The 22,560-nt window shown below is 71.4% G+C and carries 17 protein-coding genes; 8 read left to right on the top strand and 9 right to left on the bottom strand.

Going from position 1 to position 22,560, the window contains the following annotated elements; all coding sequences use genetic code 11:
* Positions 1-26 precede the first annotated feature (26 nt).
* Complete coding sequence (locus tag KSK32_RS30905) at positions 27-1,133, bottom strand: hypothetical protein (protein WP_216935207.1); 1,107 nt, start codon at positions 1,131-1,133, stop codon at positions 27-29.
* A 39-nt stretch (positions 1,134-1,172) separates the two neighbouring features.
* On the opposite strand from KSK32_RS30905, the gene KSK32_RS30900 reads away from it, so the two are divergent.
* Positions 1,173-1,358 (top strand): hypothetical protein, encoded by a 186-nt coding sequence (locus KSK32_RS30900; RefSeq protein ID WP_216935206.1) that lies wholly within the window; start codon positions 1,173-1,175, stop codon positions 1,356-1,358.
* A 465-nt stretch (positions 1,359-1,823) separates the two neighbouring features.
* Here the strand turns inward: KSK32_RS30900 and KSK32_RS30895 are convergent, their stop codons facing one another.
* From KSK32_RS30895 to KSK32_RS30885, 3 genes are all read right to left on the bottom strand, one after another.
* The gene (locus KSK32_RS30895; RefSeq protein WP_216935204.1) at positions 1,824-3,248 is read right to left on the bottom strand and encodes a serine/threonine-protein kinase; all 1,425 of its coding nucleotides are present in this window, start codon (positions 3,246-3,248) and stop codon (positions 1,824-1,826) included.
* Between the two features lie 34 nt (positions 3,249-3,282).
* Positions 3,283-4,281: a LacI family DNA-binding transcriptional regulator gene (locus tag KSK32_RS30890; protein ID WP_254187261.1), complete on the bottom strand. Its 999-nt coding sequence runs from the start codon at positions 4,279-4,281 to the stop codon at positions 3,283-3,285.
* Between the two features lie 622 nt (positions 4,282-4,903).
* Complete coding sequence (locus KSK32_RS30885) at positions 4,904-5,869, bottom strand: lytic polysaccharide monooxygenase (protein WP_374226758.1); 966 nt, start codon at positions 5,867-5,869, stop codon at positions 4,904-4,906.
* Between the two features lie 556 nt (positions 5,870-6,425).
* Between KSK32_RS30885 and KSK32_RS30880 the strand changes: the two genes are divergently transcribed.
* Complete coding sequence (locus KSK32_RS30880) at positions 6,426-8,408, top strand: cellulase family glycosylhydrolase (protein WP_216935200.1); 1,983 nt, start codon at positions 6,426-6,428, stop codon at positions 8,406-8,408.
* Positions 8,409-8,554: 146 nt separating this feature from the next.
* Here KSK32_RS30880 and KSK32_RS30875 read toward each other — a convergent pair whose 3' ends face one another.
* A complete protein-coding gene (locus KSK32_RS30875) occupies positions 8,555-9,295 on the bottom strand; it encodes an alpha/beta hydrolase (RefSeq protein WP_216935198.1) in 741 nt (246 codons plus the stop codon).
* Between the two features lie 379 nt (positions 9,296-9,674).
* On the opposite strand from KSK32_RS30875, the gene KSK32_RS30870 reads away from it, so the two are divergent.
* From KSK32_RS30870 to KSK32_RS30860, 3 genes are all read left to right on the top strand, one after another.
* Complete coding sequence (locus tag KSK32_RS30870) at positions 9,675-10,976, top strand: DUF1800 family protein (protein WP_216935197.1); 1,302 nt, start codon at positions 9,675-9,677, stop codon at positions 10,974-10,976.
* A gap of 11 nt (positions 10,977-10,987) precedes the next feature.
* Positions 10,988-12,229 (top strand): DUF1501 domain-containing protein, encoded by a 1,242-nt coding sequence (locus KSK32_RS30865; RefSeq protein ID WP_216935195.1) that lies wholly within the window; start codon positions 10,988-10,990, stop codon positions 12,227-12,229.
* Positions 12,230-12,357: 128 nt separating this feature from the next.
* Positions 12,358-12,996 (top strand): nitroreductase family protein, encoded by a 639-nt coding sequence (locus KSK32_RS30860; protein WP_216936456.1) that lies wholly within the window; start codon positions 12,358-12,360, stop codon positions 12,994-12,996.
* An 82-nt stretch (positions 12,997-13,078) separates the two neighbouring features.
* Here the strand turns inward: KSK32_RS30860 and KSK32_RS30855 are convergent, their stop codons facing one another.
* Both KSK32_RS30855 and KSK32_RS30850 read right to left on the bottom strand, forming a co-directional pair.
* Entirely contained in the window at positions 13,079-13,462 is a 384-nt protein-coding gene (locus KSK32_RS30855) for a hypothetical protein (protein ID WP_254188853.1), read from the bottom strand.
* A 152-nt stretch (positions 13,463-13,614) separates the two neighbouring features.
* Positions 13,615-14,214 carry a TetR/AcrR family transcriptional regulator gene (locus KSK32_RS30850; RefSeq protein WP_216935191.1) on the bottom strand — a complete coding sequence of 200 codons (600 nt, stop codon included), beginning with the start codon at positions 14,212-14,214 and terminating at the stop codon, positions 13,615-13,617.
* Positions 14,215-14,343: 129 nt separating this feature from the next.
* Between KSK32_RS30850 and KSK32_RS30845 the strand changes: the two genes are divergently transcribed.
* Together KSK32_RS30845 and KSK32_RS30840 are read left to right on the top strand one after the other, a co-directional pair.
* Positions 14,344-15,579, top strand: a complete 1,236-nt coding sequence (locus tag KSK32_RS30845) for an alkane 1-monooxygenase (RefSeq protein WP_216935189.1) — start codon at positions 14,344-14,346, stop codon at positions 15,577-15,579.
* Positions 15,580-16,015: 436 nt separating this feature from the next.
* Positions 16,016-18,262, top strand: coding sequence for a tetratricopeptide repeat protein (locus KSK32_RS30840; protein ID WP_216935187.1), 2,247 nt, complete (start codon positions 16,016-16,018; stop codon positions 18,260-18,262).
* A gap of 166 nt (positions 18,263-18,428) precedes the next feature.
* On the opposite strand, the gene KSK32_RS30835 is transcribed toward KSK32_RS30840, so the two are convergent.
* Positions 18,429-18,986: a helix-turn-helix domain-containing protein gene (locus KSK32_RS30835; RefSeq protein WP_216935185.1), complete on the bottom strand. Its 558-nt coding sequence runs from the start codon at positions 18,984-18,986 to the stop codon at positions 18,429-18,431.
* A 76-nt stretch (positions 18,987-19,062) separates the two neighbouring features.
* Between KSK32_RS30835 and KSK32_RS30830 the strand changes: the two genes are divergently transcribed.
* Entirely contained in the window at positions 19,063-20,682 is a 1,620-nt protein-coding gene (locus tag KSK32_RS30830) for an FAD-dependent oxidoreductase (protein ID WP_216935183.1), read from the top strand.
* A 118-nt stretch (positions 20,683-20,800) separates the two neighbouring features.
* Here the strand turns inward: KSK32_RS30830 and KSK32_RS30825 are convergent, their stop codons facing one another.
* The gene (locus KSK32_RS30825) at positions 20,801-22,363 is read right to left on the bottom strand and encodes a S8 family serine peptidase (protein WP_216935181.1); all 1,563 of its coding nucleotides are present in this window, start codon (positions 22,361-22,363) and stop codon (positions 20,801-20,803) included.
* Positions 22,364-22,560: the final 197 nt, after the last annotated feature.

Genomic DNA, 22,560 nt, shown 5'->3' with positions numbered 1-22,560 from the left:
CACATGAAATGGCCTGAACTGCGGCTTCACCGGAAGCTCAGCGCCGGCTCGCCGGAGATGGCGAAACCACCAGTGGTCGTCGCGTTGCCCGCGGTGATGGCCTGACCGCCGATACGCAGGTTGCGCACGGTCAACTCCAACGGTGCCTTCGCCTGCTTGACCAGGTTGCGGGGCAGGTCCTTGCTGCCGTTGCCGCGCAACGAGTTGATCTCCGCAACGCTGTAGAGCTTGTCCACTGTCGTGTCGGCCAGCGTGATGGTGCGGAAGGTCTGGGCGGCGGAGGTGTTGGACAGGGCCACGACCCGGGTGGTGGGCCCCATGATCCGGGTGCCGGTGATGCTGACGTTCGAGACGGTGCCCGAACCCCCGGCCTCCTGGTAGTTCAGCAGGCCCCAGTTGGAGTTGGTGCCGGTCCATTCGGTGTGCAGCAGGGTGTTGTTCGTGGCCGTGATGTTGGAGATGGTCTTGGCGAACCAGCCGAGCTGGAACACCGCGCCGTTGTCCATCTGCCACAGAGTGTTGTTCTTGACGGTGGCGTTGGAGCTGTAGAGCTTGAAGGCGTCGTCGAAGGCGGAGACGAACGAGTCGCTGATGGTGGTGCCGGTCAGGGCGGGAATGCCGTCGCCGTTCCAGCCCCAGTTGCCGAGCACCTTGACGTCCGAGATGGTGCCGCTGAACCGGGACTCGTCGTCGCTCTGCTTGGCAGTGATCTCGTTGTCGCGGTGGCCGGTGACCACCCAGTGTGGGGCGTTGACCACGGTGACGTCGTGGAAGCGGAACTTGTCGGTGCCGAGCTGCACCATCTTGACGGTGTGCTCCCAGCAGTCGTAGCTGCACGAGGTGGTGCCGTTGGTCCGCTTGTCCGCCCGCCAGTCGAAGTCCTCACCGGAGAGCACGCCGCGACCGGTGAGGGTGAAGCCCTGCTGGGTCGACTTGCTCACCGTGGCCGAGTCGATCGCACCCTTGACGTATGCGCCGCCGTCCAGGTGCACCCGCCGCACCGAGTCCGGCACCGGCCAGTAGCCGAGATCGTGCACGCCCCGCTTGAAGATGACAGGCGCCGAGCGGGCGGCCCGGGCGCGGTCGAAGGTGGTACCGGGGTTGACCACGTACGTGTCGGGGGCGGTGCGCAACGGGCGGTGAGGTTCTTGCCGACGACGGTGAAGTCGCCGGTGCCGCGAACCTTGATGTCGGTCACCGCTCCGGCCGCGGCCGTCCGGGTCACCGTGACCGTCGGCGTGGTGCCGGCGGGGAACCAGAACGAGGACCAGTTGAACGACCGGTTCTCCGCGCGGGCGTGGTCGCCACCGTCGCAGTTGGTGGTGGGGCAGGTCCGCGGCTTCGGGGCGGTGCGGTAGACCGACGGCTTCTTCCCCTCCACCGACACGGTGTAGATCGACGACTTGTCGCCCGCCGGCAGCCCGGGGGTCCTCGCGACGGTCACCCCGGCGGCGGCTGCCGCGGTCCGGGGCAGGACGGGCTGCTGCCCGGCGTACGCGCTGGTGATGCCGGTGACCGCCAGGCCGGCGACGGTCACGCCCAGGGCCAGTGGCCCGAGGTGTCTGCTCTTTCCTGCCATGCCCTTGCTCCTTCGGTGGTGGTGGGGATGTGGTGCCGCGGTCCGCCCCGCCCCGGCACGGCGAGGGTGGTACGGGAAGGACACTCCGCAGTGGTCTGGGAGGTTTCAGGACGCGCGCCTACTTCTCGGCGCCTGAGCCGCGCGGGCGGGCCCGCTCTCCCCGCCGCCTCGACCTGGTCTCACCGCGCGGGTGCCCGCCGAACACGCGCCGCTGCCTGTTCCCCGGGCCGGTGTGGCGCCGGGATCAGCTCGCCGGAGCCGAACGGGCGACGGCGTCGCCGACGCGGTCGACGGCCTCACCGAGTGGCGTGGCCGCCGCCGCCGAGACACCGCCGTCGCGGATCTCGTCGGCGAGGCTGCGGCGCAGGTCCGCCATCAGTTGCGCCAGGTTGTCCGGACGCGCGTTCTGGTTGTTCACGACATTGACGGCCTGGGCGTCGATCTTCTGCGCCGCACCCTGGGTGACGGTGCCGTCGGCGAGGCCACGGCGGAGCAACTCCCGGAGCTCGGCCGCCGCGACGCCGACGGACACGGCCGGACTGGCGGGCGCCTTCGTCCGGGCAGGGGCCGCCCCCGTGGCCGCGGGCGCGGATGTTCGGGCCGCGTCCGGCGTGCGGGCGGGCTTGCCGCTCGGTGACGAGCCGGGCGTCGTGACCGGCCGCGTCGACCTGACCAGGGGCGGCCAGGAAAGTGTGGGTGTGGGCAGCTGGGCGGCGGGCGGCGGCGTCGGCGAGCGGGTGAGCGTGACGATGGTCGCGGCCGCCGCGACGGTCCCCACGACCACCGTGGCCACCGCGCCGATCAACGGTCCTCTCCACCGCCGGTCCCGGGCCGGTTCCAGCACCGCCGTCACGGCCCGGCCCGCCGGAGCGGGCACCGGCGGAGGAGTCTCCGCCGCCCGCCGCCCGGCGGGCAGTGGATCGGTGAGGCCGCCGAGGTCGGCAGCGACCTCCGCGGCGGACGGTCGCCGGCTCGGCTCCCGCTCCAGACACCGGTCGCACAGCCGCACCACCTCGGCGGGAACTCCGGCGGGCATCTGGATGACCTCGCCCGGCGGTCTGCCGGTGAGCATCTCGACCAGCAGCGCACCGAGGGAGTAGACGTCGGCCGCCGGATCGGCCGGAGCATCGGCGAGACGCTCCGGCGCGAGGTACGGAGGAGTGCCGAAGGTCCAGCTTCGCTGAGGGCGGTCACCGATCCTCGCAGCGATGCCGAAGTCGAGCAGCTTCACGTCGCCGTCGGCAACCATCACGTTGTCCGGCGTGACGTCCCGATGGACGACACCGTGGGCGTGCACGGCCGCCAGCACCGCAGCCACCCGCCCGGCGATGCCGACGGCCTGACGCCAGCCGAGCGCTCCGGCGGCCAGGACGTCGAGCAGCGACTCCCCGGCGAGCATCTGCAGGACGAGGAAGGTGACCGTCGTCCCGTCGGGCGCCGTCGCCCGGCCGACGTCGTGCACGACCACCACGTCGGGATGGGGGACGGCCGCCATGGTGCGAGCCTCGTTGCGCGTCAGTTCGTCCCGGTCCACCGGGACGTCCCGGTCCGGCCCCGGAAGCTTGACCGCGACGAGACGGTCCAGCTCGACATCCACGGCCCGCCAGATGACCGACATGCCGCCCGCGCCGATGCGTTCCAGCAGTCGGTAACGACCGCCCAGCGTCACGCCGGGCGCGGGCCATGGACCGGACGGGTGCTGATCAGGCAGACCCGCGACGGACGAGTTCGGTGGGAAGTATGACGGTGTCACTGCTGGGGCGGTCCTCGGTGATGTCGGCCAGCAGCAGCCGGCAGGCGATCCTGCCCAGCTGTTCGGCCGGTTGGCGGACGGTGGTCAGGGCCGGCTGGATCATGGTGGCCACGGGCGCGTCGTCGAACCCGACCAGGGCCACGTCGTCGGGCACGGCGCGGCCGGCCCGTCGGAGCGCGTGCAGCGCGCCGACCGCCATCGCGTCCGAGGCGACGAAGACCGCGTCGATCGTCGGCGCCCGGCTGATCAGCCACTGCATGGCGTGCGTCCCGGACGCCTGGGTGAAGTCGCCGTACGCGGTGGCCGCCGGCTCGATGCCGGCCTCCGCCATCGCCTCGCGGTACCCGGCGAGGCGGTCGGCTGCGGCGGGCAGGTCGGGCGGCCCGCCGATCGTGGCCACCCGGCGGCGTCCGCTCCGGAGCAGGTGACGCACCGCCGTGCGGGCGCCACCGCGGTTGTCCACGTCGACGAAGGGGAGGTCGAGGCCGGCCGGTCGGCCGACACCGCGTACCGGTACCGGGGAGGCGGCCACCGCCCGAGCCACCGGGTGCTGGTGGTACGCGCTGACCAGGAGGACGCCGTCGGCCCCGCCGGTGAGAAGGTAGCGTTCGATGCCGGCCAGGTTGTCCCGCGCCGCGGTCAGGATCGGCATGGGGGAGCCGTGTATGGACAGTTCGGCCTCCGTGCCGGCGGCCAGTCGCGCGAAGAACGGGTCGGCGAACACCCGTGCGGTCGGCTCGCAGATCACCAGGGCGATCACCGGCGGCTTGCGCAGGCCGTGCTGTCGGACGTCGCGGCGTACGTAGCCGAGTTGCGCCATCGCCGCGTACACACGCTGCCGGGCGCCCGTCGTGACGCGGACGGAACCGGTGAGCACCCGCGACACCGTGGCCGGTGACACGTGGGCCGCCGCGGCGATCTGTTGGACGGTCGGCTGCGCGCGCATCATGCTCCGGCTCGAGGTCGGGTACCGAGCGGTCGGCCGCCGTTCTGTGGGCAGGCGGGCGCGTCCGCGGCGCGACGAGCCCGGCGTTGAGGAGTGTGGGACGCGGGTTTCGTCGCGGGGTGCTTACTTCCCGGTGGCGGGGCGTGGCCTGACTCCGCCGGAATCACCGAAGCGTGGCACGGCCGGCGAGGACTGGCAAGGCCGGTGCACCGGGGCGGCCCGTGCCCCGACCGGCAGTACCCGCCGGCCCGGGCCCGGCGGCTGTCCGGTCGGGGCGGCCGGAGACGCATTCGTACCGGTCATCGCTGTCGAGGCATCGACAGCGATGACCGGCGTCCGTCGGTGGTGTCCTCGGTGCGCAGGGTCGGCGTCCGGTGGGGACGGGGCGATTCCGGGGGCAGGACGCGCGCAGCGCTGAAACGCGTTTCAGGCAACATCGGACAGCACGGGCAGCGTCGCGACGGTGCCAGGGCCGCGGCGACGGTTGCGGCCGGCGTCGACCGCACGGCCGCCACCCGGAGAGGACGGCTCATCCGTGCTCCGGCGAGTGGCCGAGGTGCGGCCCACGTCGAGGACGAGGGCCGCACCGGCGGAAGATCCGCTGTACGGGCGGGGACGGCCTGACTCAGCCGCAGGTCACGTCCGTGAACATGGGGACGGCGGTGCCACTGCCGAGCAGCCCGGCGGTGACCGAGGCGCCCGGGGCGAGCACCCGGTTCCACGTGGCCGCATGGACCATGGCGGTGGTGCCGCTCTGCATCGGAGTGCCGTTCCACACCTGGTCGAGCCGCACGCCGGCCGGGAACGTCCAGCTGGCGTACCAGTTGGTCATGGTCATCGTGCCGGTGTTGGTGACGGTCACCGTGGCCTGGAAGCCGCCGCTCCAGCTGTTGTCGGTGTGCAGGCTCGCCCGGCACGACAGAGCCGGTGGGGTGGTGGGCGAGGCGCTCGGCGTCGGCGTGGGCCCGCTGGGCGTCGGCGTGGGCGTGGGGCCACCCGGACCGCCGAAGTCGACGTCGGAGCAGCCGTAGAAGGTCTCCTGGCTGTCCACCCGCGACCAGACCGAGTAGATGACGTGCCGGCCGGAGCGGTGCGGCAGTTGGCCGCTGAGGCGGTAGGCGCCATCGCTCACCGGCGGCTGCGGGTCAGCCGTCAGGAACGGCTGCGCCTCGAGGTCGTCCCAGGTCAGCGGTTTGGTGGGGTCGTAGTCGTCAGTGGTGATGAACAGCCGGATGCCGCCGGGGTGCGGCACCCAGGCGCCGTAGGAGAAGTCGTACGTGGAGTCCGGCTGCACCGGGGTAGCCGGCCAGTCCGCCCGAGGGGCGTCGTACGCGGCGTACTTCGGGTTGCCGCCGCTGCACAGCTGGCCGTCAGGGATGTAGCCCCGGGTGCGACCACCGCCGTCGGAGCGCAGGACGCCGTACCAGTCGTAGAGCGGCTGGGTGCCGCCGGCGGCCACGGCGGCCTGGCAGGCCGGGTTCTCAGGCACGATCTCGCCGCTGCCGACGATGCCGTCGTTGTAGCAGGCGTACGTCCGGCTGGCCGGCGCCTGGAGCGCGCCGTGCGCCTGCGCCGGCCGGGTCGGGGACAGAGGACCGTCACGACGCCGGCCGTGAGGGCCAGGACGCCGAGGACGGCCAGCATGCGCCGGGTAGGCGTTGCCGCCAGTTGCATTGTTCCTCCTCGCGGTCCCGTCTCGGGACCGCCGTCGCCGACCGGGTCCGGTCGGAGTTGCGCAGGTGAGTGGGTCCGGCGGCGGCGCTGCGGTGGCCCAGACCGCGATCGCCCATTCCGGCGAGCGGTGGGTGCCCGGCCACCCGGCCCGCTGCCATCGGAGTCGCCGCTCGGTGACAGAAGCCAACATGTCCCGGGTCCCGGGTGCCACCCCGTGTCCAGGGGGCCGGTCACTACCTGCGGCTTTGCCTGAAACGCGTTTCACCGACGCAGGCGGCGACCCAGGGGGCGGCCTGATCGTGAACGGCGCATGTCGTCGCAGGTAATCGCGGGTTCACGCGGGCCTGCGCTGAGGCGCGGCCACGGTGGGCGCGTCACGCGACTGGACGGCGGAGCCCCTCATCCTGCTTATGCTCGCCGATGGAAGCGCTCCCAAGCGCACCGCCAACACCACCACCGGCAAAGGACAGAGCATGTCTGTGAAGAGATCCGTGCGCGGTGTCGCGCTCGCGGCCTGTGCCGTCGTCGGGCTGTCGGCCCCGGCAACGGCATCGGCGGCGCCCCCGCCCCGAGCGGCACTGCCACTGGCGGCCGACAGCGCGGCACCCACCGCGGACTGGCTGCACACCGAAGGCAACAAGATCGTCGACGAATCCGGAAACCAGGTCTGGCTCACCGGGGTCAACTGGTTCGGGTTCAACGCCACCGAACGGGTCTTCCACGGCCTGTGGAGCGGCAACATCGAAACCATCACCCGGCAGATGGCCGAACGCGGCATCAACATCGTCCGCGTCCCGATCTCGACCCAGCTGCTGCTGGAGTGGAAGGCCGGCCAGACGGTGATGCCGAACGTCAATCTCGCGGCCAACCCGAAGCTGGCCGGGATGAACAACCTGCAGATCTTCGACCACTGGCTCGACCTGTGCGAGAAGTACGGCCTGAAGGTCATGCTCGACGTGCACAGCGCCGAGGCCGACAACTCCGGCCACATCTACCCGGTGTGGTGGAAGGGCACCATCACCCCGGAGAAGTTCTACCAGGGCTGGGAATGGGTCACCGCCCGGTACAAGACCAACGACACGATCGTGGCGATGGACATCAAGAACGAACCGCACGGTCAGCCGAACGAGTCCCCGCGGGCGAAGTGGGACGGCAGCACGGACGTCGACAACTTCAAGCACGCGTGTGAGACGGCCGGCCGGCGGATCCTGGCGATCAACCCCAAGGTCCTGATCCTGTGTGAGGGAATCGAGGCGTACCCCCGGCCCGGCAAGACATGGGACTCGCCGAAGACCAACCCCGACCTGAGCCCGAACTACTACAACAACTGGTGGGGCGGGAACCTCCGCGGGGCGAGGGAGTTCCCGGTCGACCTCGGCGCGAACCAGGACCAGCTCGTGTACTCGCCGCACGACTACGGACCGCTGGTGTACGAGCAGCCGTGGTTCCAGGGTGACTTCGACAAGACGTCGCTGACCAACGACGTGTGGCGGCCGAACTGGCTGTACCTGCACGAGGACGACACCGCGCCGCTGCTGATCGGTGAGTGGGGTGGCCGGCTCGGCCAGGACGCCCGGCAGGACAAGTGGCTCAAGGCGCTGCGGGACCTGATGGGCGAGTACAAGCTGCACCACACCTTCTGGTGCCTCAATCCCAACTCCGGCGACACCGGCGGCCTGCTGCTCGACGACTGGAAGACCTGGGACGAGACGAAGTACAACCAGATCCTCAAGCCGGTGCTCTGGCAGCACAACGGCAAGTTCGTCAGTCTCGACCACCAGGTGCGCCTCGGCGGTGCCGCCTCGACCACGAGCATCAACCTCACCGAGCGCTACGCCGGTGGCAGCGAGGACGACACCGTCGCGCCGACCGCCCCCGGCCGGCCCGCCGCCAGTGACGTCACCGCCAACGCCGCTACGCTGACCTGGGCCGCCGCCACCGACAACGTCGGAGTCACCTCGTACGAGGTGCTGCGTGCCGTGGGCACCGCCCCCGCGACCGTGGTCGCCACGGTCTCCGGTACCAGCTACCGGGCGGGCAACCTCAGCGGCGACACGACGTACACCTTCACGGTGCGGGCCCGCGACGCCGCGGGTAACGTGTCGGCGCTCTCGCCGGCCAGAACCGTGACGACTCCGGCCGGCGGCAACGGTGACGGCGGGTGCGCCGCCACGTACCAGCTGACCAACGCCTGGCAGGGCGGCTTCCAGGGCGACATCCAGGTGAAGAACACCGGCACCGCACAGATCAACAGCTGGACCGTGACCTGGACGAACCCCTCCGGCACCACCATCTCGTCGGTCTGGAACGGGAAGCTGACCACCACCGGTGGCATGAACACGGTCAGCAACGAGCCGTACAACGGAAAGGTGGCACCGCAGGCCAGCACCACCTTCGGCTTCACCGGCACCGGTGCCGGCACCGCCCCGGCCGACCTGAGCTGCGCCGCGTCGTGACCGGGCCGGCGCGGCGGGCCGCGGGTCCACCGGCTCCGAAGACTCGTCAGTGCTGACAGGACACGGCCCGGCGGTGCTCCACCCGCCGGGCCGTGTCCCCGCAACATGCGCACGCGGTTCAGGATCTCCCCTCGACGGGCCCAGCCTCACTTCAGGTGCCGGGCGAAGAACCCGGCCGCGTCCTCCCCGGCGAACTGCGGGACACCGGTGTGTCCGCCCATGTTGGCGTGCAGCGTCTTCTCCTGGGAGCCGAAGGCGTCGAACAGGTCCAGGGCCGCCTGCCGGTCGTTTCCTTCGTCATCCCACTGCAGCAGGACATGCAGCGGAATGGTGACCTGCCGGGCCTCCTCGAACATGGCGCGTGGCACGAGACTCCCGGCGAAGAAGCCGGCGGCCACGATGCGGGGCTCGACCACCGCAAGCCGGATGCCGACGGAGATCACGCCCCCCGCGTACCCGACGGGGCCACCGATCTCGGGCAGCGAAAGGAGGGCGTCCAGGGCTGCTCGCCATTCCGGGACCGCTCTGTCGACGAGCGGGAGGACGAGGGCGTCGATGATCTCGGCGCTGACCGGCTCGCCCGCCTCCATGACCCGTCTCAGGTCGGCGCGGGCCTGCTCGGCGGCGGCCCACCGGGGCCGGACACCGCTGCCGGGAAGCTCGATGGTGGCCGCGGCGAAGCCATCCGCCGCGGCCTGCCGGGCCCGCGCCGCCAGACGGGGGTACATCTTGCGCAGCCCGAGCGGCGGGTGGCCGAGCAGGATCAGCGGTACCGGTGCGGCTGCGGATGCGGCGGCGGGTGTCCACAGGATGCCGGGGATCTCGCCGAGGGTGAATTCGCGTTCGAGGACGCCGTCACCGATGCGCTGCTCAGTGGTGAATCGCATGGTCGTGCCTTCCGGGAGTGCTCGTGTGAACGGCGCTCCCGGACGACCTATCGCCCGGCCGTGACCCCTGAGGGGAGCACCCACGTCGATTCGTTCACGGGTACCACCCCCTCGGTTTCTCTCGCACGGCCTCCGCACGTTAGCAACGCTCGCAGCAACTCGCCAGCACATTGTCGCGGAGAGTTCAGGGCCGGCGTGCCCCTTGCCAGGGTGACGCCACCGGGCAGCACGCACAGCACGCGTCCAGGGGTGCGCCCGCCGGGACCACCGGGGGTGACGGCTGCTGGTGGATGCCTGGTTCGTATCGACAGTCGCTTGTTTGTCCATCCCGGACCCAGTTCTTACCGTCGTCGTACATTCGTGCCGTAGCGTCGGCCGGATGAATGAGCGGGAGGCGGTGGCGCACCTGTTGCGCCGGGCGACGTTCGGGCCGACGGCCGAGGAGGTGGATGCGGCCGAACGCGACGGATTCGCCAGTACCCTCGATCGGCTGATCGGTCCCGACGGCCGGGATCGTGGCGCGGCGGCCACCCCGGTGCCGGTCCTCGGCCCGGACCCGGCCGCTCAACTCGACCGCAACGCGACCCGGGAGCAGCGGCAGCAGGCCAACCAGCAGCGCCGGGAGCAGATCACCCGGCTGCTCGACTGGTGGCTGGGACGAATGACCGCCGCCGAGCACCAGTTGACCGAGAAGCTGCTGTTCTTCTGGCACGGGCACTGGGCGACCAGTGTGCAGAAGGTCCGATCTGCCCCGATGATGTCGAGGCAGCTGGAGACCCTGCGCCGGCTCGGGCTCGGACCGCTGCCGCCGCTGGTGGACGCGATGGTGCGCGATCCGGCCCTGATCCGGTGGCTGGACGGGCAGCGGAACACCCGGCAGGCCCCGAACGAGAACCTCGCCCGGGAGCTGATGGAGCTGTTCACCCTCGGCATCGGTGACGGCTACAGCGAGGCGGACGTGCGAGAGGGCGCCCGCGCGCTGACCGGCTGGACGATCGACCGCCGCAGCGGGCAGGCGCGGTTCGAGCCACGCCGGCACGATCCGGGACCGAAGACGATTCTCGGCGTCACCGCCGCCTTCGACGCCCGGTCGTACGCCCGGCTGCTGGCCGAGCGACCGGAGACGTCGCGGTTCGTGGCCGGCCGGCTCTGGTTCCGGTTCGCCGGCCCGCACCTGCCGCCCCCGGACGGACTCGCCGGTGCCGACACCGCAGCGACGCTGCGCCGGATGTTCACCGCGCCGGACTTCGCGCGGACCCGGGACACCCTCGTCAAACAACCCGTCGAGTGGCTGGTGGGGGCGACGCGGCAGCTCGGGATCCGTCCGTCGGCCCTGCCCGAGAACCGTCGCCGGCAGTTGGTCACGGGCCTGAGCGCGCTGGAACAGGTGCCGCTGCGCCCACCCAGCGTCGGCGGCTGGCCGTCCGGGACCGCCTGGCTGACCACGTCGTCGGCGCAGGCCCGGCTGCGCGTCGCCGGCCATCTCGCCGGTGCCGCGGCACCGGCGGTGCTGTCCCGGCTCGCGGCGGCACCACGTGACGGCCGACCGGACGCCCTGGCCCGGCTGCTCGTGGTCGACCGGTGGAGCGAGCGCACCCGAGCGGTCCTGGCCCCGCTGGCCGGTGAGCCCCGCCGGCTGATCATCGCCGGTCTGGTGAGCCCCGAGTACACAGTCAGCTGAAGGAGATCGGTGTGGACATCCTGACCCGGCGACGGTTCCTGGTCGCCAGCGGCGTGGCCGGCGCCGCCGCCCTGGCGGCCGGTGCCGCCGCGTACCGGCTGGAGGATCTGCTGGCCACCGCCGGCGACCGGGACCCGGACGTACGTACGTTGGTGCTGGTCACGCTGTACGGCGGCAACGACGGCCTGAACACCGTCGTCCCGTACGCCGACCCGGCCTACCACGATGCCCGTCCCGAGCTGGCATACGCGGGGGAGGAGGTCAGGCGCCTCGATGACGAGGTCGGGTTGAACCCGGCGCTGGCCGGACTGCACTCCCTCTACGGCGAGGGTCGGCTCGCGGTGGTGCGTGGCGTCGGCTACCCGAAACCCGACCGCAGCCACTTCCGGTCGATGGACATCTGGCACACCGCCGAACCCGAGCGCCCCGGTACCACCGGGTGGGTGGGCCGGTGGCTGGACCGCAACGGCGGGGATCCGCGGCTCGCGGTCTCCTTCGAACCGGCACTGCCGCCGCTGCTGGCCGGGGAGCGCACCGCGGGTGCCTCGGTGTCGGTGAGCGGGCGGACGGCCCCACGTGGCCTGCCGGAAGCCGCGCTGGGGGCGCTGGCGGCGGTGGAGCCGGGGGAGTCGGCCGCCCGGGCACGCGCCGCCGCCTGCTTCGCCGACCTGCGCGCGGTCGACCAGATGATCCGCGACGTCCGCGACGCGGCAGCGGACGAGGAAGGCGACGAGGACGCGGAGACGGCTCCGGCCACCGCGACCGGCGGCGCCCGCACCTCACTGGACACGCAGCTGGACCTCGCCGCGGAGTGCATCGAGGCCGGCGTCACCACCCGCGTGTTCTCGGTGTCGCTCGGCGGGTTCGACACCCACGCCGACGAGAAGCAACTGCAGGAGGTGCTGCTCGGGCAGCTCGACCGGGCGCTGACCCGATTCGCCGCCCGGATGGCGCGCACCGACGCGGGCCGGAAGGTGGTCGTCGCCGTCTACTCCGAGTTCGGCCGCCGGGTCCGGGCCAACGGCTCCGACGGCACCGACCACGGCACCGCCTCGAACGTGCTTCTCCTCGGCTCGGGCGTGCGGGGCGGCCTGCACGGGGATCCGCCCAGCCTGACCGACCTCGACCGCGGTGACCTCAAGTTCACAGCCGATTTCCGGGACGTCTACGCGACCTTGCTCGAGTCGGTGCTGGACACCGAGCCGGAATCCGTCCTCGGCGGCTGGCGTGGCCGGCTGACCGGCGTGCTCTGAGGGCGGCCGATACCCGTCGCCGGCAGCACGCCCGGTCGGCAACGCGCGTACCAGCCGCCGCGTGGTGGTCATCCGCCGGCGCCGTCCGGCACACTGACGTGATGTCAGCAGACGGACCTGTGGTGCCGATGCGGGCTGCTCCCCGCTCCGATGTGCCGGCCGACGAGGCGCTGGCCAGGGCACGTGCGTTCGCCGCGAACCTGTCGGCCCGGCGCTCCATCCGGCAGTTCGCCGACCGCCCGATACCCGAGGGCGTCATCGAGGAGGCCGTGCGGGCCGCGGGCAGCGCGCCCAGTGGCGCCAACCTTCAGCCGTGGAGGTTCGTGGTGGTCACCGATCCCGGCGTACGCCGCGCCCTGCGCGAGGCCGCCGAGGCCGAGGAACGCGACTTCTACCGGCGGCGGGTCTCCGACGAGTGGCGGGACGCCCTGGCGCCACTGGGCACTGACTGGCGCAAGCCGTTTCTGGAGACCGCGCCGGGGCTGATCGTGGTGTTCGAGGTGCACAAGGGCCCGGAGTCGCCGAAGCCCTACTACGTCAAGGAGTCCGTCGGGATCGCCGTGGGGTTCCTGCTGGCGGCGCTGCACCACGCGGGGCTCGCCTCCCTGACCCACACGCCGAGCCCGATGCGGTTCCTCAACGACATTCTCGACCGGCCCCGCGAGGAGCGCGGATACGTCGTGATACCCGTCGGATACCCGGCGGCGGACGCCGAGGTGCCCGCGATCGACCGGAAACCCCTCGACGAGATCCTCGTTCGCAGATGAGGCGGATCCGGTGCTCTCGGTGCTCTGCCGGGCCTCGGCTGCGAAGTCGCGGCCTGCCGTACGGCGCGGAGGGCGTTTCGTGTCAGCCGTCGGGCGTGAACAGACCTTGGACGCCGACCACGATCGCGATGAGACCGAAGACCGCGAGCAGCAGCCGGACGCCCGTGGTGTCCTTCGGCTGATCGGCCTGCGGCGCCGCTCGTCCGGTCAGCCGGCTCCACAGCAGCGCCAGCCCGACGCCGATGCCGACCACCTCGAAGTGGAACAGCCGAGGGCCGGAGACGAGGTGGACGATGAGGTGGTACCCGCCGGTCACCAGCGCGACGAGGCCGACGATCCAGGCGACCGGGGCGGCCCGGCCGGCGAGGCGGCCGAGGTCGTCGCCGACCCGTGGCAACAGTCGCAGCAGCGCGGCGGCGAGTAGGAACCCGCCGACGATGTTGGCGAGGTCGAGCAACAGCGCCATGATCACGAGGAGCCTCCATTCTGGCGATCAGCTGGCGTGGGAGCGTACCCACGGTTCAGCCTCTCTTCCCGCTTCGGACCGGCGCCACGCCTGATCCGGGGGCGTGACGTGTCCGTCCGCGGGCGGCCTTCAGCGGTAGCTGCTGTGCTCGTTCACGCGCGCGGCGGGTCCAGGAAGCGTTGTGCCAGGTCGGCGAGGACGTCGGCGGTGTTGTCGGCGGGCGCGGTCGGCAGCACGATGTGGCTGACGACCAACCGCGCGATGGACTCGGCGCCGACTGTGACATCGTCGGCGGGCACCCAGGGCAGGTGGGTGCCCGCCCACTCTCTCAGCACCGTGACGGCGGCGGCCAGGGCCAGGTCGGCGCGGGTGGTGAGGTAGGGGAGCAGGGAGTCGGTGCCTCGGACACTGTTGACGACGGCTTTGATCAGCGGGTCGGCACCGGCATGCGTCAGCACGAACGTGACGGCTGCGTGGACGGCGGCCCTCACGTCGCCGCCGTGGGCGGACAACGCGTCCCGCACACCGTCCATGAACCGGTCGATCTCGCGGTGGGCGATGGCTTCGCCCAGGCCTGCCTTGTTGGTGAACTCGTTGTAGAGCGTCTGCCTGCTCACACCCACGCGGGCCGCTACGTCGGCCATCCGCACCGCGTCCCAGCCGCGGTCGATCGCCAGGTCGCGGCCGGCGGTGATGACGGCGTCACGCAGGTGCTGGCGCGCGGTGTGGCGATAACGCGGGGAGCCGGCCATGGTGCGCCGAGTCTATCGAGTGGACACACACGTCTCGCGTGCCCACGAAATTGACGCGAAGATACATATTGTCAAGCGTGAGCGTCCGTGTGACAGTCGACATGACGCTCGACACTCCGGAGGCGGTTCATGCAGACCTCGATCGATGCCCCGGCGGTCGCCGCCGGGTGGCGTGACGGCAAGAAGCCCCTGTGGCCCCTGGCTCTTCTCGTGCCGGTGCTGCCGTTGCTGGCGTACGCGTTGTGGGAGGCCGGCGCCGGACCTGCTGCCTGGTGGCTCACCCCGGCGGTGGTCTTCGGACTCATCCCGATCATCGACGTGCTGCTCGGTGACGACGGAGAGAACCCGCCCGACGACGTCGCCCGGCGGTTGCAGGAGGTCCGTTACTACCGCTGGATCACGTTCCTGTTCCTGCCGGTGCAGTACGCCGCCCTGCTGCTCGGAGCATGGGTGTGGACGCGCGGCGGTCTCGGTGTCGTCGGCGCCGCCGGCCTGGTCGCCACCATCGGAATCGTCAACGGTCTGGCCATCAACACCGCCCACGAGCTGGGCCACAAGCGCGAATCGGTCGAGCGGTGGATGTCGAAGATCGCGCTCGCGCCCACCGGGTACGGCCACTTCTATGTCGAGCACAACCGCGGGCACCACGTCCGTGTCGCCACACCGGAGGACCCGGCCAGCGCCAGGCTGGGGGAGAGCTTCTACGCGTTCTGGCCGCGTACGGTCTGGCGCAGCCTCGTCTCGGCGTGGCGGCTGGAGACCGGCCGCTTCCGGCTTCGGCACAGGAGTCCGTGGACGCTGCGCAACAACCTGCTCAACGCCGGGCTGATGACCGTCGTGCTCTTCGCCCTGCTGATCGCGGTGTTCGGGTGGCAGCTCGTGCCCTTCCTGCTCCTGCAGGCGATCGTCGGCTTCTCGCTGCTGGAAGCGGTCAACTACCTCGAGCACTACGGATTGTGCCGCCGGCGCACGGCCACCGGCCGCTACGAGAAGGTCGACCCACGACACAGCTGGAACAGCGACCGCCTCGTCACCAACGTGTTCCTCTTCCAACTGCAACGTCACAGCGACCACCACGCCAACCCGCTGCGCCGCTACCAGACGCTGCGCAGCTTCGACGTCTCACCGCAACTGCCCGGAGGCTACGCCTCGATGGTGCTGCTCGCTCTCGTTCCGCCGTTGTGGTACCGGGTGATGAACCCACGGGTCCTGGCGCACTACGGCGGCGATCTGACCCTCGCCAACCGCAACCCCCGCGCCGAGGCCCGGCTGCGTCGCCGCTACGGCCGGCCATCAGCGGACACCACGGTGGTGCACGCCGCCCGGCCCGGCCCGAGCCTGGGTTCTCCCAGCCCGCACTGCTGATCGTTCGGGGTGTGGTCGCCGAGGGCGATGCCGTCTCAGACCGCATCGTCGAACGTGTGGGCGAGGTCGGTGGCGGCAGCGACGACGTCCGGATCTGCGAGCAGGGCGATCTTCTTCTGTAGGAGCCACACAGGGTGGGTCCGCTCGAGCGCGTTGTCGTGGTCGACCGGGGTGGTGCTGCGGCCAGGCTGTCGCTCACGTCCCGACCGGTGGTCCCGACCAGGAGCCAGGGCCATGCCTTCGGGGCCCTGTCCGGTAGGCGCGACTGGCATCATGGCCGCATGCTGTGCGATACCAGGTCGTCGATGGCTTCGCGTGGTGCCGTGGTCCTTGCGCCGCTCGGCACGGGTGGGACGACTGCCGGTTGAGCGGCGACGGAGGGCGCGGTGGTCCGACGGAGGTCTCACCGAGCGCGAGACGCGGCCCGCGCGGGAGCGTGGCCCTGCTGCTGGTGACCGTGTCGAGCCTGCTCTCAGTCGTGCTGGCCGTCGTGGTGAACGTCGCGACCGGCGGCGAGCTGCCCGAGCCGGTCGCGGCGTACGGCTGGCTGGCCTGGCCCACCGTCGCCGCGCTGACCCTTGCCGGGGTCGGCCTCGCTCTGTGGCAGCACCGGCTCACACAGGCCGACGACCTGCCCGCGCCATCCGCCGTCCCGTCGGTGGACAGCCCACCGGAGCCGAGCGAACTCCCGGTCGCGCCGCACCTCACCGGCCGGGAGGCGGAACTCGCGGCCATCGAGGAACTGATCGCGGGGAAAGCGCAGGTCATCGTCATTTCTGCGGCGGCGGGCACGGGAAAGTCGGCGCTGGCCGTGTCGTACGCCCATCGGGTCCGCGAGCGGTTCCCGGACGGCCAGGTGTACGTCCCCCTGGGCGGTGCCGGTCCCGAGCCCGTGCCGGCGCAGGAAGCGCTGATCCGGATGCTCGGGGCGCTCGGCCGCGACGTGGAGGAGCGGCGGGGCACGCTGGAGGAGTTGTCGGCGCGGTTCCGGTCCGTGGTCGCAGACCTGCGGCTTCTCGTCGTACTCGATGATGCCTCTGACGTGGCGCAGGTGCGGCCGCTGATCGCGGCGGGCGCGGGCTGCCTCACCCTGGTCACGAGTCGCCGCCTGCTCGCCGACCTGCCGGGGGCCGCCGTGCTGACCCTCGGCGCGCTCCCGCCCGGACCGGCGCTCGAATTGCTGGCCGCGACGGTCGGTGCGGACCGGGTCGCCGCGGACCCCTCGGGCGCCCGACGGCTGGTCGAGGTCTGCGCGGGGCTGCCACTCGCGTTGCGCATCGTCGGGTCCCGGCTCCAGGCCCGACCCGGTTGGACGCCGTCCGGCCTGGCCGACCGGCTGGCGGACGAGACCGGCCGGCTCGGCGAGCTTCGGGTGGGGGACCGGACGATCAGGTCGGCGTTCCAGTCCACGTACGAGGAGCTGAGCGACGTGGACCGGCTGGTGTTCCGGCGAGCCGGGTCACACCCGGGTGTGTTGTTCGGCCTCGAATCGGCGGCGCGCCGGTGCGGGCTCGATCCGTCCGAGGTGCGGGACGCCCTCGACCGGCTGGGGAATGCCTTCCTGGTCGAGGCGCCGACCCCGTCGAGCTACCGGCTGCACGACCTTCTGCGGCTGTTCGCCGGCGAGCTGATGGAGCAGCAGGAGCCGCCCGGCGACCGTGCCGCCTGCCTCATTCGGCAGTTGGACTGGTTGCGGGGCCGGGCCGGGGACGGTGGCTGTGTCGCCGACGAACGCGACAACATCCTGGCCGTGCTGCGGACCGCGGTCGCGCAGGGGCTCACCGACCACGTGTGGGCGCTGGTGGAGGCGGTGCACCCGCTGCTGACCGCCGCCGACGACCACATCTACCGGCTTCAGCTCTGGCGATCGGCGGAGCAGGCGGCCGCTTCGGCGGGTGACGACCGGAGGCGCATACGCGCGTTGCGCTGGGTCTCGCACTCCTACGGCCTGGTCGGTGAGGTGGAGTCGGAGCTGGGTACGGCGCAGGAGGCCATTGCTCTCGCCGAGCGGCTCGGCGACAACGGAGAGTTGGCACAGACCACTCGCCGGCTGGGCGAGGCGCTACGGTCCTACGGCCGTCTGGAGGAGGCGGAGAGGTCGCTGCTGCGGGCGCTGCGCCTGTTCCAGCGGTTGCAGGCGACCGAGGAGGAGATCGAGGTCCGCTCCGCTCTGGGGACCCTCTACAACACCCTGGGCCGTCCCGAGTGCAGCATCCCCATCCTGGAGCGGGCGGCGGCACTGCTTCCGGCGACGGAGACAGCCCTGCACGGCTACGTTCTCCTGGGACTGGCCGCCGGGCACAAGCTCGCCGGCCACCCGGCCGAGGCAGCCGCTCTGTCGAGGCACGCGTTCGACGTCGCCGACCGGCTGGACGACGACTTCCTCCGCGGGTACTGCTTGCACGAGCGGGGCTGGCTCGCCGCGGGCGACGAGCGATACCGGGACGCCGAACAGGACTTCCGCGCCATGCTGGAGATCTTCTCGCGGATCCGGCACGGCGCGGGGGTGAGTGGGGCACACCACGCGCTCGGCGATATCGCGGCCGCCCAGGGCCGTCCGGACCAGGCGACCACGGAGTACGAGGCGGCAATCGGCGTGTACGAACGGCTGGGCAACACGGAGTCCGCGAACCGGGTCCGGAGTTCGTTGGCCGCCATGAGCCGGCCGGCGGGGGACGCGTAGGGCCGATGGCTGATCGGCTGGGCACATCGAACAAGGGCCGTGGCGTGCTGAGGGGTTTCCCGTTCCGGATCAGCGAACTGCGCGGCCGCAATCGCGGCTGCGGTTGGCGTACCGACGTGGAACGTGCTCGACGCCTGTCGGGAGATGGGAATTGCCCGTTGCACGCTCACTGGTGTAGATGTGCGCGCTGTCCCTCGCGGTCGAAGATCATGATCAGTTCGGCCGGTTCGTCGAGCGCTGTCATCGAGTGTGGCGTCATCGTCGAGAACTCGGCTGCCTCGCCCTTCTCGACCTCGATCTGCCGTTCGCCGAGCCACAGCAGCACCTTGCCCTCCAGCACCAGGAACCAGTCGTACCCCGGATGGACCCGCTGGGCGGGCATCGTCGCCTCGGGCTCCAACCGGATCTTCATCGCCATGGTGCGCCCGTCGACGCGGCTCAGTGGCCACGTCGTGCGTGATCCCGAGCGGTGCTGCACGGGACGGATCACCACGTCCTCGTCGCTGGTTGCCTCGAAGAGCACGTCGAGGCTGACCTGCAGGGCACCGGCCAGGGGCACGAGCACGTCGAGACTGAGCGTCCGTTTACCGGTCTCGACCCGGCTGATCGTCGACGGGCTGAGGTTGCTGCGCTGGGCGAGTTCGTCCAGGGAGTAGCCGAGCGTGGTGCGGATGCTGCGCAACCGGGTGCGCGCCAGCCGCTCCACCTCACTGCGGTCGTTCATGTCCCCAGCATGGAGGCGTCTTGCGGATTCCGCAAGGTGTCTGTCACATAATGCCAGATGTTCGTACGCTGGACCCATGACGGACCATGCCCACGAGACAACCGGACACACCCCGCACCAGAGCATCGTCCGCAGGTGCGACGTCGCCGTCATCGGCGGCTCAGCAGCCGGGTTGGCGGCCGCGCTGCAACTCGCTCGCCAGCGCCGCTCGGTCATCGTCGTCGACGACGGCACACCGCGGAACGCGCCGGCGGCGCACATGCACGGCTACCTCGGACGCGAGGGCACCCCACCGGAGGCGATGCGGGCCATCGGGCGCGAGGAGGTCCGCAGCTACGGCGGCAGCGTCCTCACCGGCCGGGTCCTTGCGGTGCGGAAAGAGGACGACGGGTTCCACCTCGCCCTCTCGGGCGGCCACGGCCTCGTCGCACGCCGGATCCTGGCCGCGACCGGCATCGTTGACGAGCTTCCCGCCATCGAGGGCCTCACCGAGCGGTGGGGCGCTCAGGTGTTCAACTGTCCGTTCTGCCACGGCTGGGAGGTCCGTGACCTGCGGGTCGTGCAGATCGTCGCGACGCCGATGGGACTGCATCCGACCCCGCTGATGCGGCACCTGACCGACCAGCTGACCGTGGTACTGCACGACGCAACGGGAATCGACCCGGCCACGGTGCAGAACCTCGTCGCCTCCGGAGTCCCGGTGCTCGAGAGCGCGGTGCGCCGGGTGGCCGACGCCGGCCCCGACGGGTCACTCGTCGTCGAGCTGGCCGACGGCCGCAGCCTGCCGGCCGACGCGATCCTCACCGGGGGTCGGTTCCGTCCCCGGGTCGAGATGCTCGCCGGGCTCGGCGTCGACACCACGGCCCACCCCAGCGGACTCGGTCATCTCGTCGCGGTCGACGCGACCGGACGTACCAGCGTGGAGGGCGTCTTCGCCGCCGGGAACCTGACCGACCCGAGCGCCCAGGTCCTGCAGTCCGCGGCGAACGGTAGCTGGATCGGCGCCCAGATCGCCTTCAGCCTCGCCGCCGAGGACATGATGGCCGGCATCCGCCCCTCCGGTGTCTCGATCGAGTGGGACAGTCGCTACGGGGACCAGGAACGCATGTGGAGCGCCAACCCGAACGGCACCCTCGTGGCGGAGGCGACGGACCTGCCGCCCGGGCGGGCGCTCGACGTCGGCGCGGGCGAGGGAGCCGACGCGCTCTGGCTGGCCGAACGAGGCTGGCAGGTGACCGCCTCCGACGTCTCCACCAGGGCACTCGACCGCATCCGGGCCGAAGCGCGACGCCGCGGGCTGGCCGTGCGTACGCTGCACCGCGACGCCAACGACCCCGCCGCGTACACAGACCAGACCTACGACCTCGTCTCCCTGCAGTACGGATCGTTCCAGCGCACCCCCGAACAGCGCGGACTGCGCAACCTGCTCGACGCCGTGGCCGTCGGCGGGACACTGCTCGTCGTCGGCCACGACCTGACCGTGTTGCGGCAGCCGTCGGACCCCGGCGAGCAGACCCGCATGTACGACCCGCAGGCGTACGTCGGCATCGACGAGATCGCCGCCGCCATCACGGCTTCGGGCCACTGGCGCATCGACGTGAACGAGACCCGCCCGCGTCCCCCGGGAGCGATCAGCACACACCACGTCGACGACGTCGTACTGCGCGCCGTCCGACTGGACCACCGCAAGGAGTAGGCCGGAGTGTGGATATTCGGGCAGACACGGCCCGACAACGACAGGTGCGGCCGGCTCGCGTGGCAGCGAGCCGGCCGCACCGTCACGATGTGCCGCTCCGTGAGGCGTGAGCGGATGGTCAGACGGTGAGGGTCCAGGTGTTGAGGTAGCCGGTGTCGGCGGAGTAGACGTCGCGCACCTGCAGCCGCCAGGTGCCGTCGGCCGCTTCCGAGGAGAGGTTGACGGTGTAGGTGGCGTTGATGTTGTCGGCGCTGTCGGAGCCGCTGCTGTTCTTCAACCGGTAGCTCGTCCCGTCCGGTGCGAGCAGGTCGATGACCAGGTCCCCGCGGTAGGTGTGGACGATGCTGACCGCGACGGTGGCGGTCGCCGAGGCGGCGCGTCCGCAACCGGAGATGGTGATGGCGCTGGTCACGGCGGAACCGGCGTCGGGGATCGCCACGTCGGTGCCGTTGGTGCCGGTGCAGCCGGGCGGCGGGGGCGGGGGCGGCGGGGTGCTGCCGTTGACGACGTAGAGCAGCTTGTTGGGGGAGCCGGTGCCGGGACTGGTCACGACGTTGCTGGTGGCGTTGTTGACCAGGTAGTCGCGGACCTGCTGCGGGGTCCAGGAGGGGTTGGCGCTGACGACCAGCGCCGCCGCGCCGACCACGTGCGGGGTTGCCATCGAGGTGCCGCTGATGGTGTTCGTGGCCGTGTTGCTGCTGTTCCAGGCGGAGGTGATCGACGAGCCGGGCGCGAAGATGTCCAGGCAGGTGCCGATGTTGGAGAACGACGAGCGGGCGTCGCTGCTGGTGGTCGAGCCGACCGTGATGCCCTCGGCGGTGCGCGCCGGTGAGCTGTTGCAGGCGTTCGCGCCGTAGTCGTTGCCGGCGGCCAGGCCGTAGGTGACGCCGGAGGCGATGGAGTTGCGCACGGCGGCGTCCAGCGTGGTGTCGACGCCACCGCCGAGGCTCATGTTGGCGACGGCGGGCTTGACCGCGTTGGCGGTGACCCAGTCGACACCGGAGACGACGCCGGCCGTGGTGCCGCTGCCGGAGCAGTTGAGCACCTTGACCGCGACCAGTTGCACACCCTTGGCCACGCCGTACGCGGAGCCGCCGACGGTGCCGGCGACGTGGGTGCCGTGGCCGTTGCAGTCGGTGTTGTTGGAGTCCACCGTGTTGGTGCCCCAGGTGGCCCGGCCGCCGAAGTCGGTGTGCGTGGTGCGGATGCCGGTGTCGATGATGTAGGCCCGCACGTTGCTGGCGGTGTTCGGGTAGGTGTAGGAGTTGTCCAGCGGCCGGTTGCGCTGGTCGATCCGGTCCAGGCCCCAGGAAGGCGGGTTGGTCTGGGTGCCGCTGATCGACATGGTGTGGTTCTGCTGCACGTACGCCACGTCCGGGTCGGCGGCGATCCGCGCCGCGGCGCGCGCGACGGCCCGCACCTCGAAGCCTCGCAACGCGGCCCCCCAGGTGCGGGCGACCGCCCCACCGTGCCGACTGGTCAGCCGCCGGGCGGTGTCACCGACCCGGGCCCGGGTGACCGAGGCATCCTTGAACACGACGATGTAGCTGTCGGCGACAGCGGTGGCGCCGCCCGCCTCCCGGACCACGCCGACCCGGTCGGCCGCCATGGCGGGGGTGGCCGCCATCAGCATCGTCAGGGCCGCCGCCCCGACGAGTGCGGACTTGCACGATGGACGCATCGCATTCCTCCTCAGCCGGAGCCAGGTCGTCGCGCTGCGGTAGCAGTGCGATCGATCGGCGCCGATTGACGACGATCATAGGAGTCATTTTCTCCCCAGGTAAATAGCGGATGATGGATACTTTGAGGGTATGACGGGTACCGGGCGCTCCGTCGCGTGCGACCGCACCGGCTCCGACCCCCGGCGGCTCCTCGTCA

Origin of the sequence: Micromonospora sp. WMMB482 (genome assembly GCF_019038635.1) — a bacterium.
Lineage (GTDB): Bacteria > Actinomycetota > Actinomycetes > Mycobacteriales > Micromonosporaceae > Micromonospora > Micromonospora marina.
Note: the sequence above shows the minus strand (reverse complement) of the source record. Positions and strands in the feature narration are given on the sequence as shown.

Coding starts and splice junctions, on each gene's coding strand:
- KSK32_RS30875 (WP_216935198.1), bottom strand. CDS start 9,295: ATGCGATTCACCACTGAGCAGCGCATCGGTGACGGCGTCCTCGAACGC.
- KSK32_RS30860 (WP_216936456.1), top strand. CDS start 12,358: ATGCGGGCTGCTCCCCGCTCCGATGTGCCGGCCGACGAGGCGCTGGCC.
- KSK32_RS30870 (WP_216935197.1), top strand. CDS start 9,675: ATGAATGAGCGGGAGGCGGTGGCGCACCTGTTGCGCCGGGCGACGTTC.
- KSK32_RS30830 (WP_216935183.1), top strand. CDS start 19,063: ATGACGGACCATGCCCACGAGACAACCGGACACACCCCGCACCAGAGC.
- KSK32_RS30850 (WP_216935191.1), bottom strand. CDS start 14,214: ATGGCCGGCTCCCCGCGTTATCGCCACACCGCGCGCCAGCACCTGCGT.
- KSK32_RS30825 (WP_216935181.1), bottom strand. CDS start 22,363: ATGCGTCCATCGTGCAAGTCCGCACTCGTCGGGGCGGCGGCCCTGACG.
- KSK32_RS30890 (WP_254187261.1), bottom strand. CDS start 4,281: ATGATGCGCGCGCAGCCGACCGTCCAACAGATCGCCGCGGCGGCCCAC.
- KSK32_RS30855 (WP_254188853.1), bottom strand. CDS start 13,462: ATGGCGCTGTTGCTCGACCTCGCCAACATCGTCGGCGGGTTCCTACTC.
- KSK32_RS30835 (WP_216935185.1), bottom strand. CDS start 18,986: ATGAACGACCGCAGTGAGGTGGAGCGGCTGGCGCGCACCCGGTTGCGC.
- KSK32_RS30880 (WP_216935200.1), top strand. CDS start 6,426: ATGTCTGTGAAGAGATCCGTGCGCGGTGTCGCGCTCGCGGCCTGTGCC.
- KSK32_RS30845 (WP_216935189.1), top strand. CDS start 14,344: ATGCAGACCTCGATCGATGCCCCGGCGGTCGCCGCCGGGTGGCGTGAC.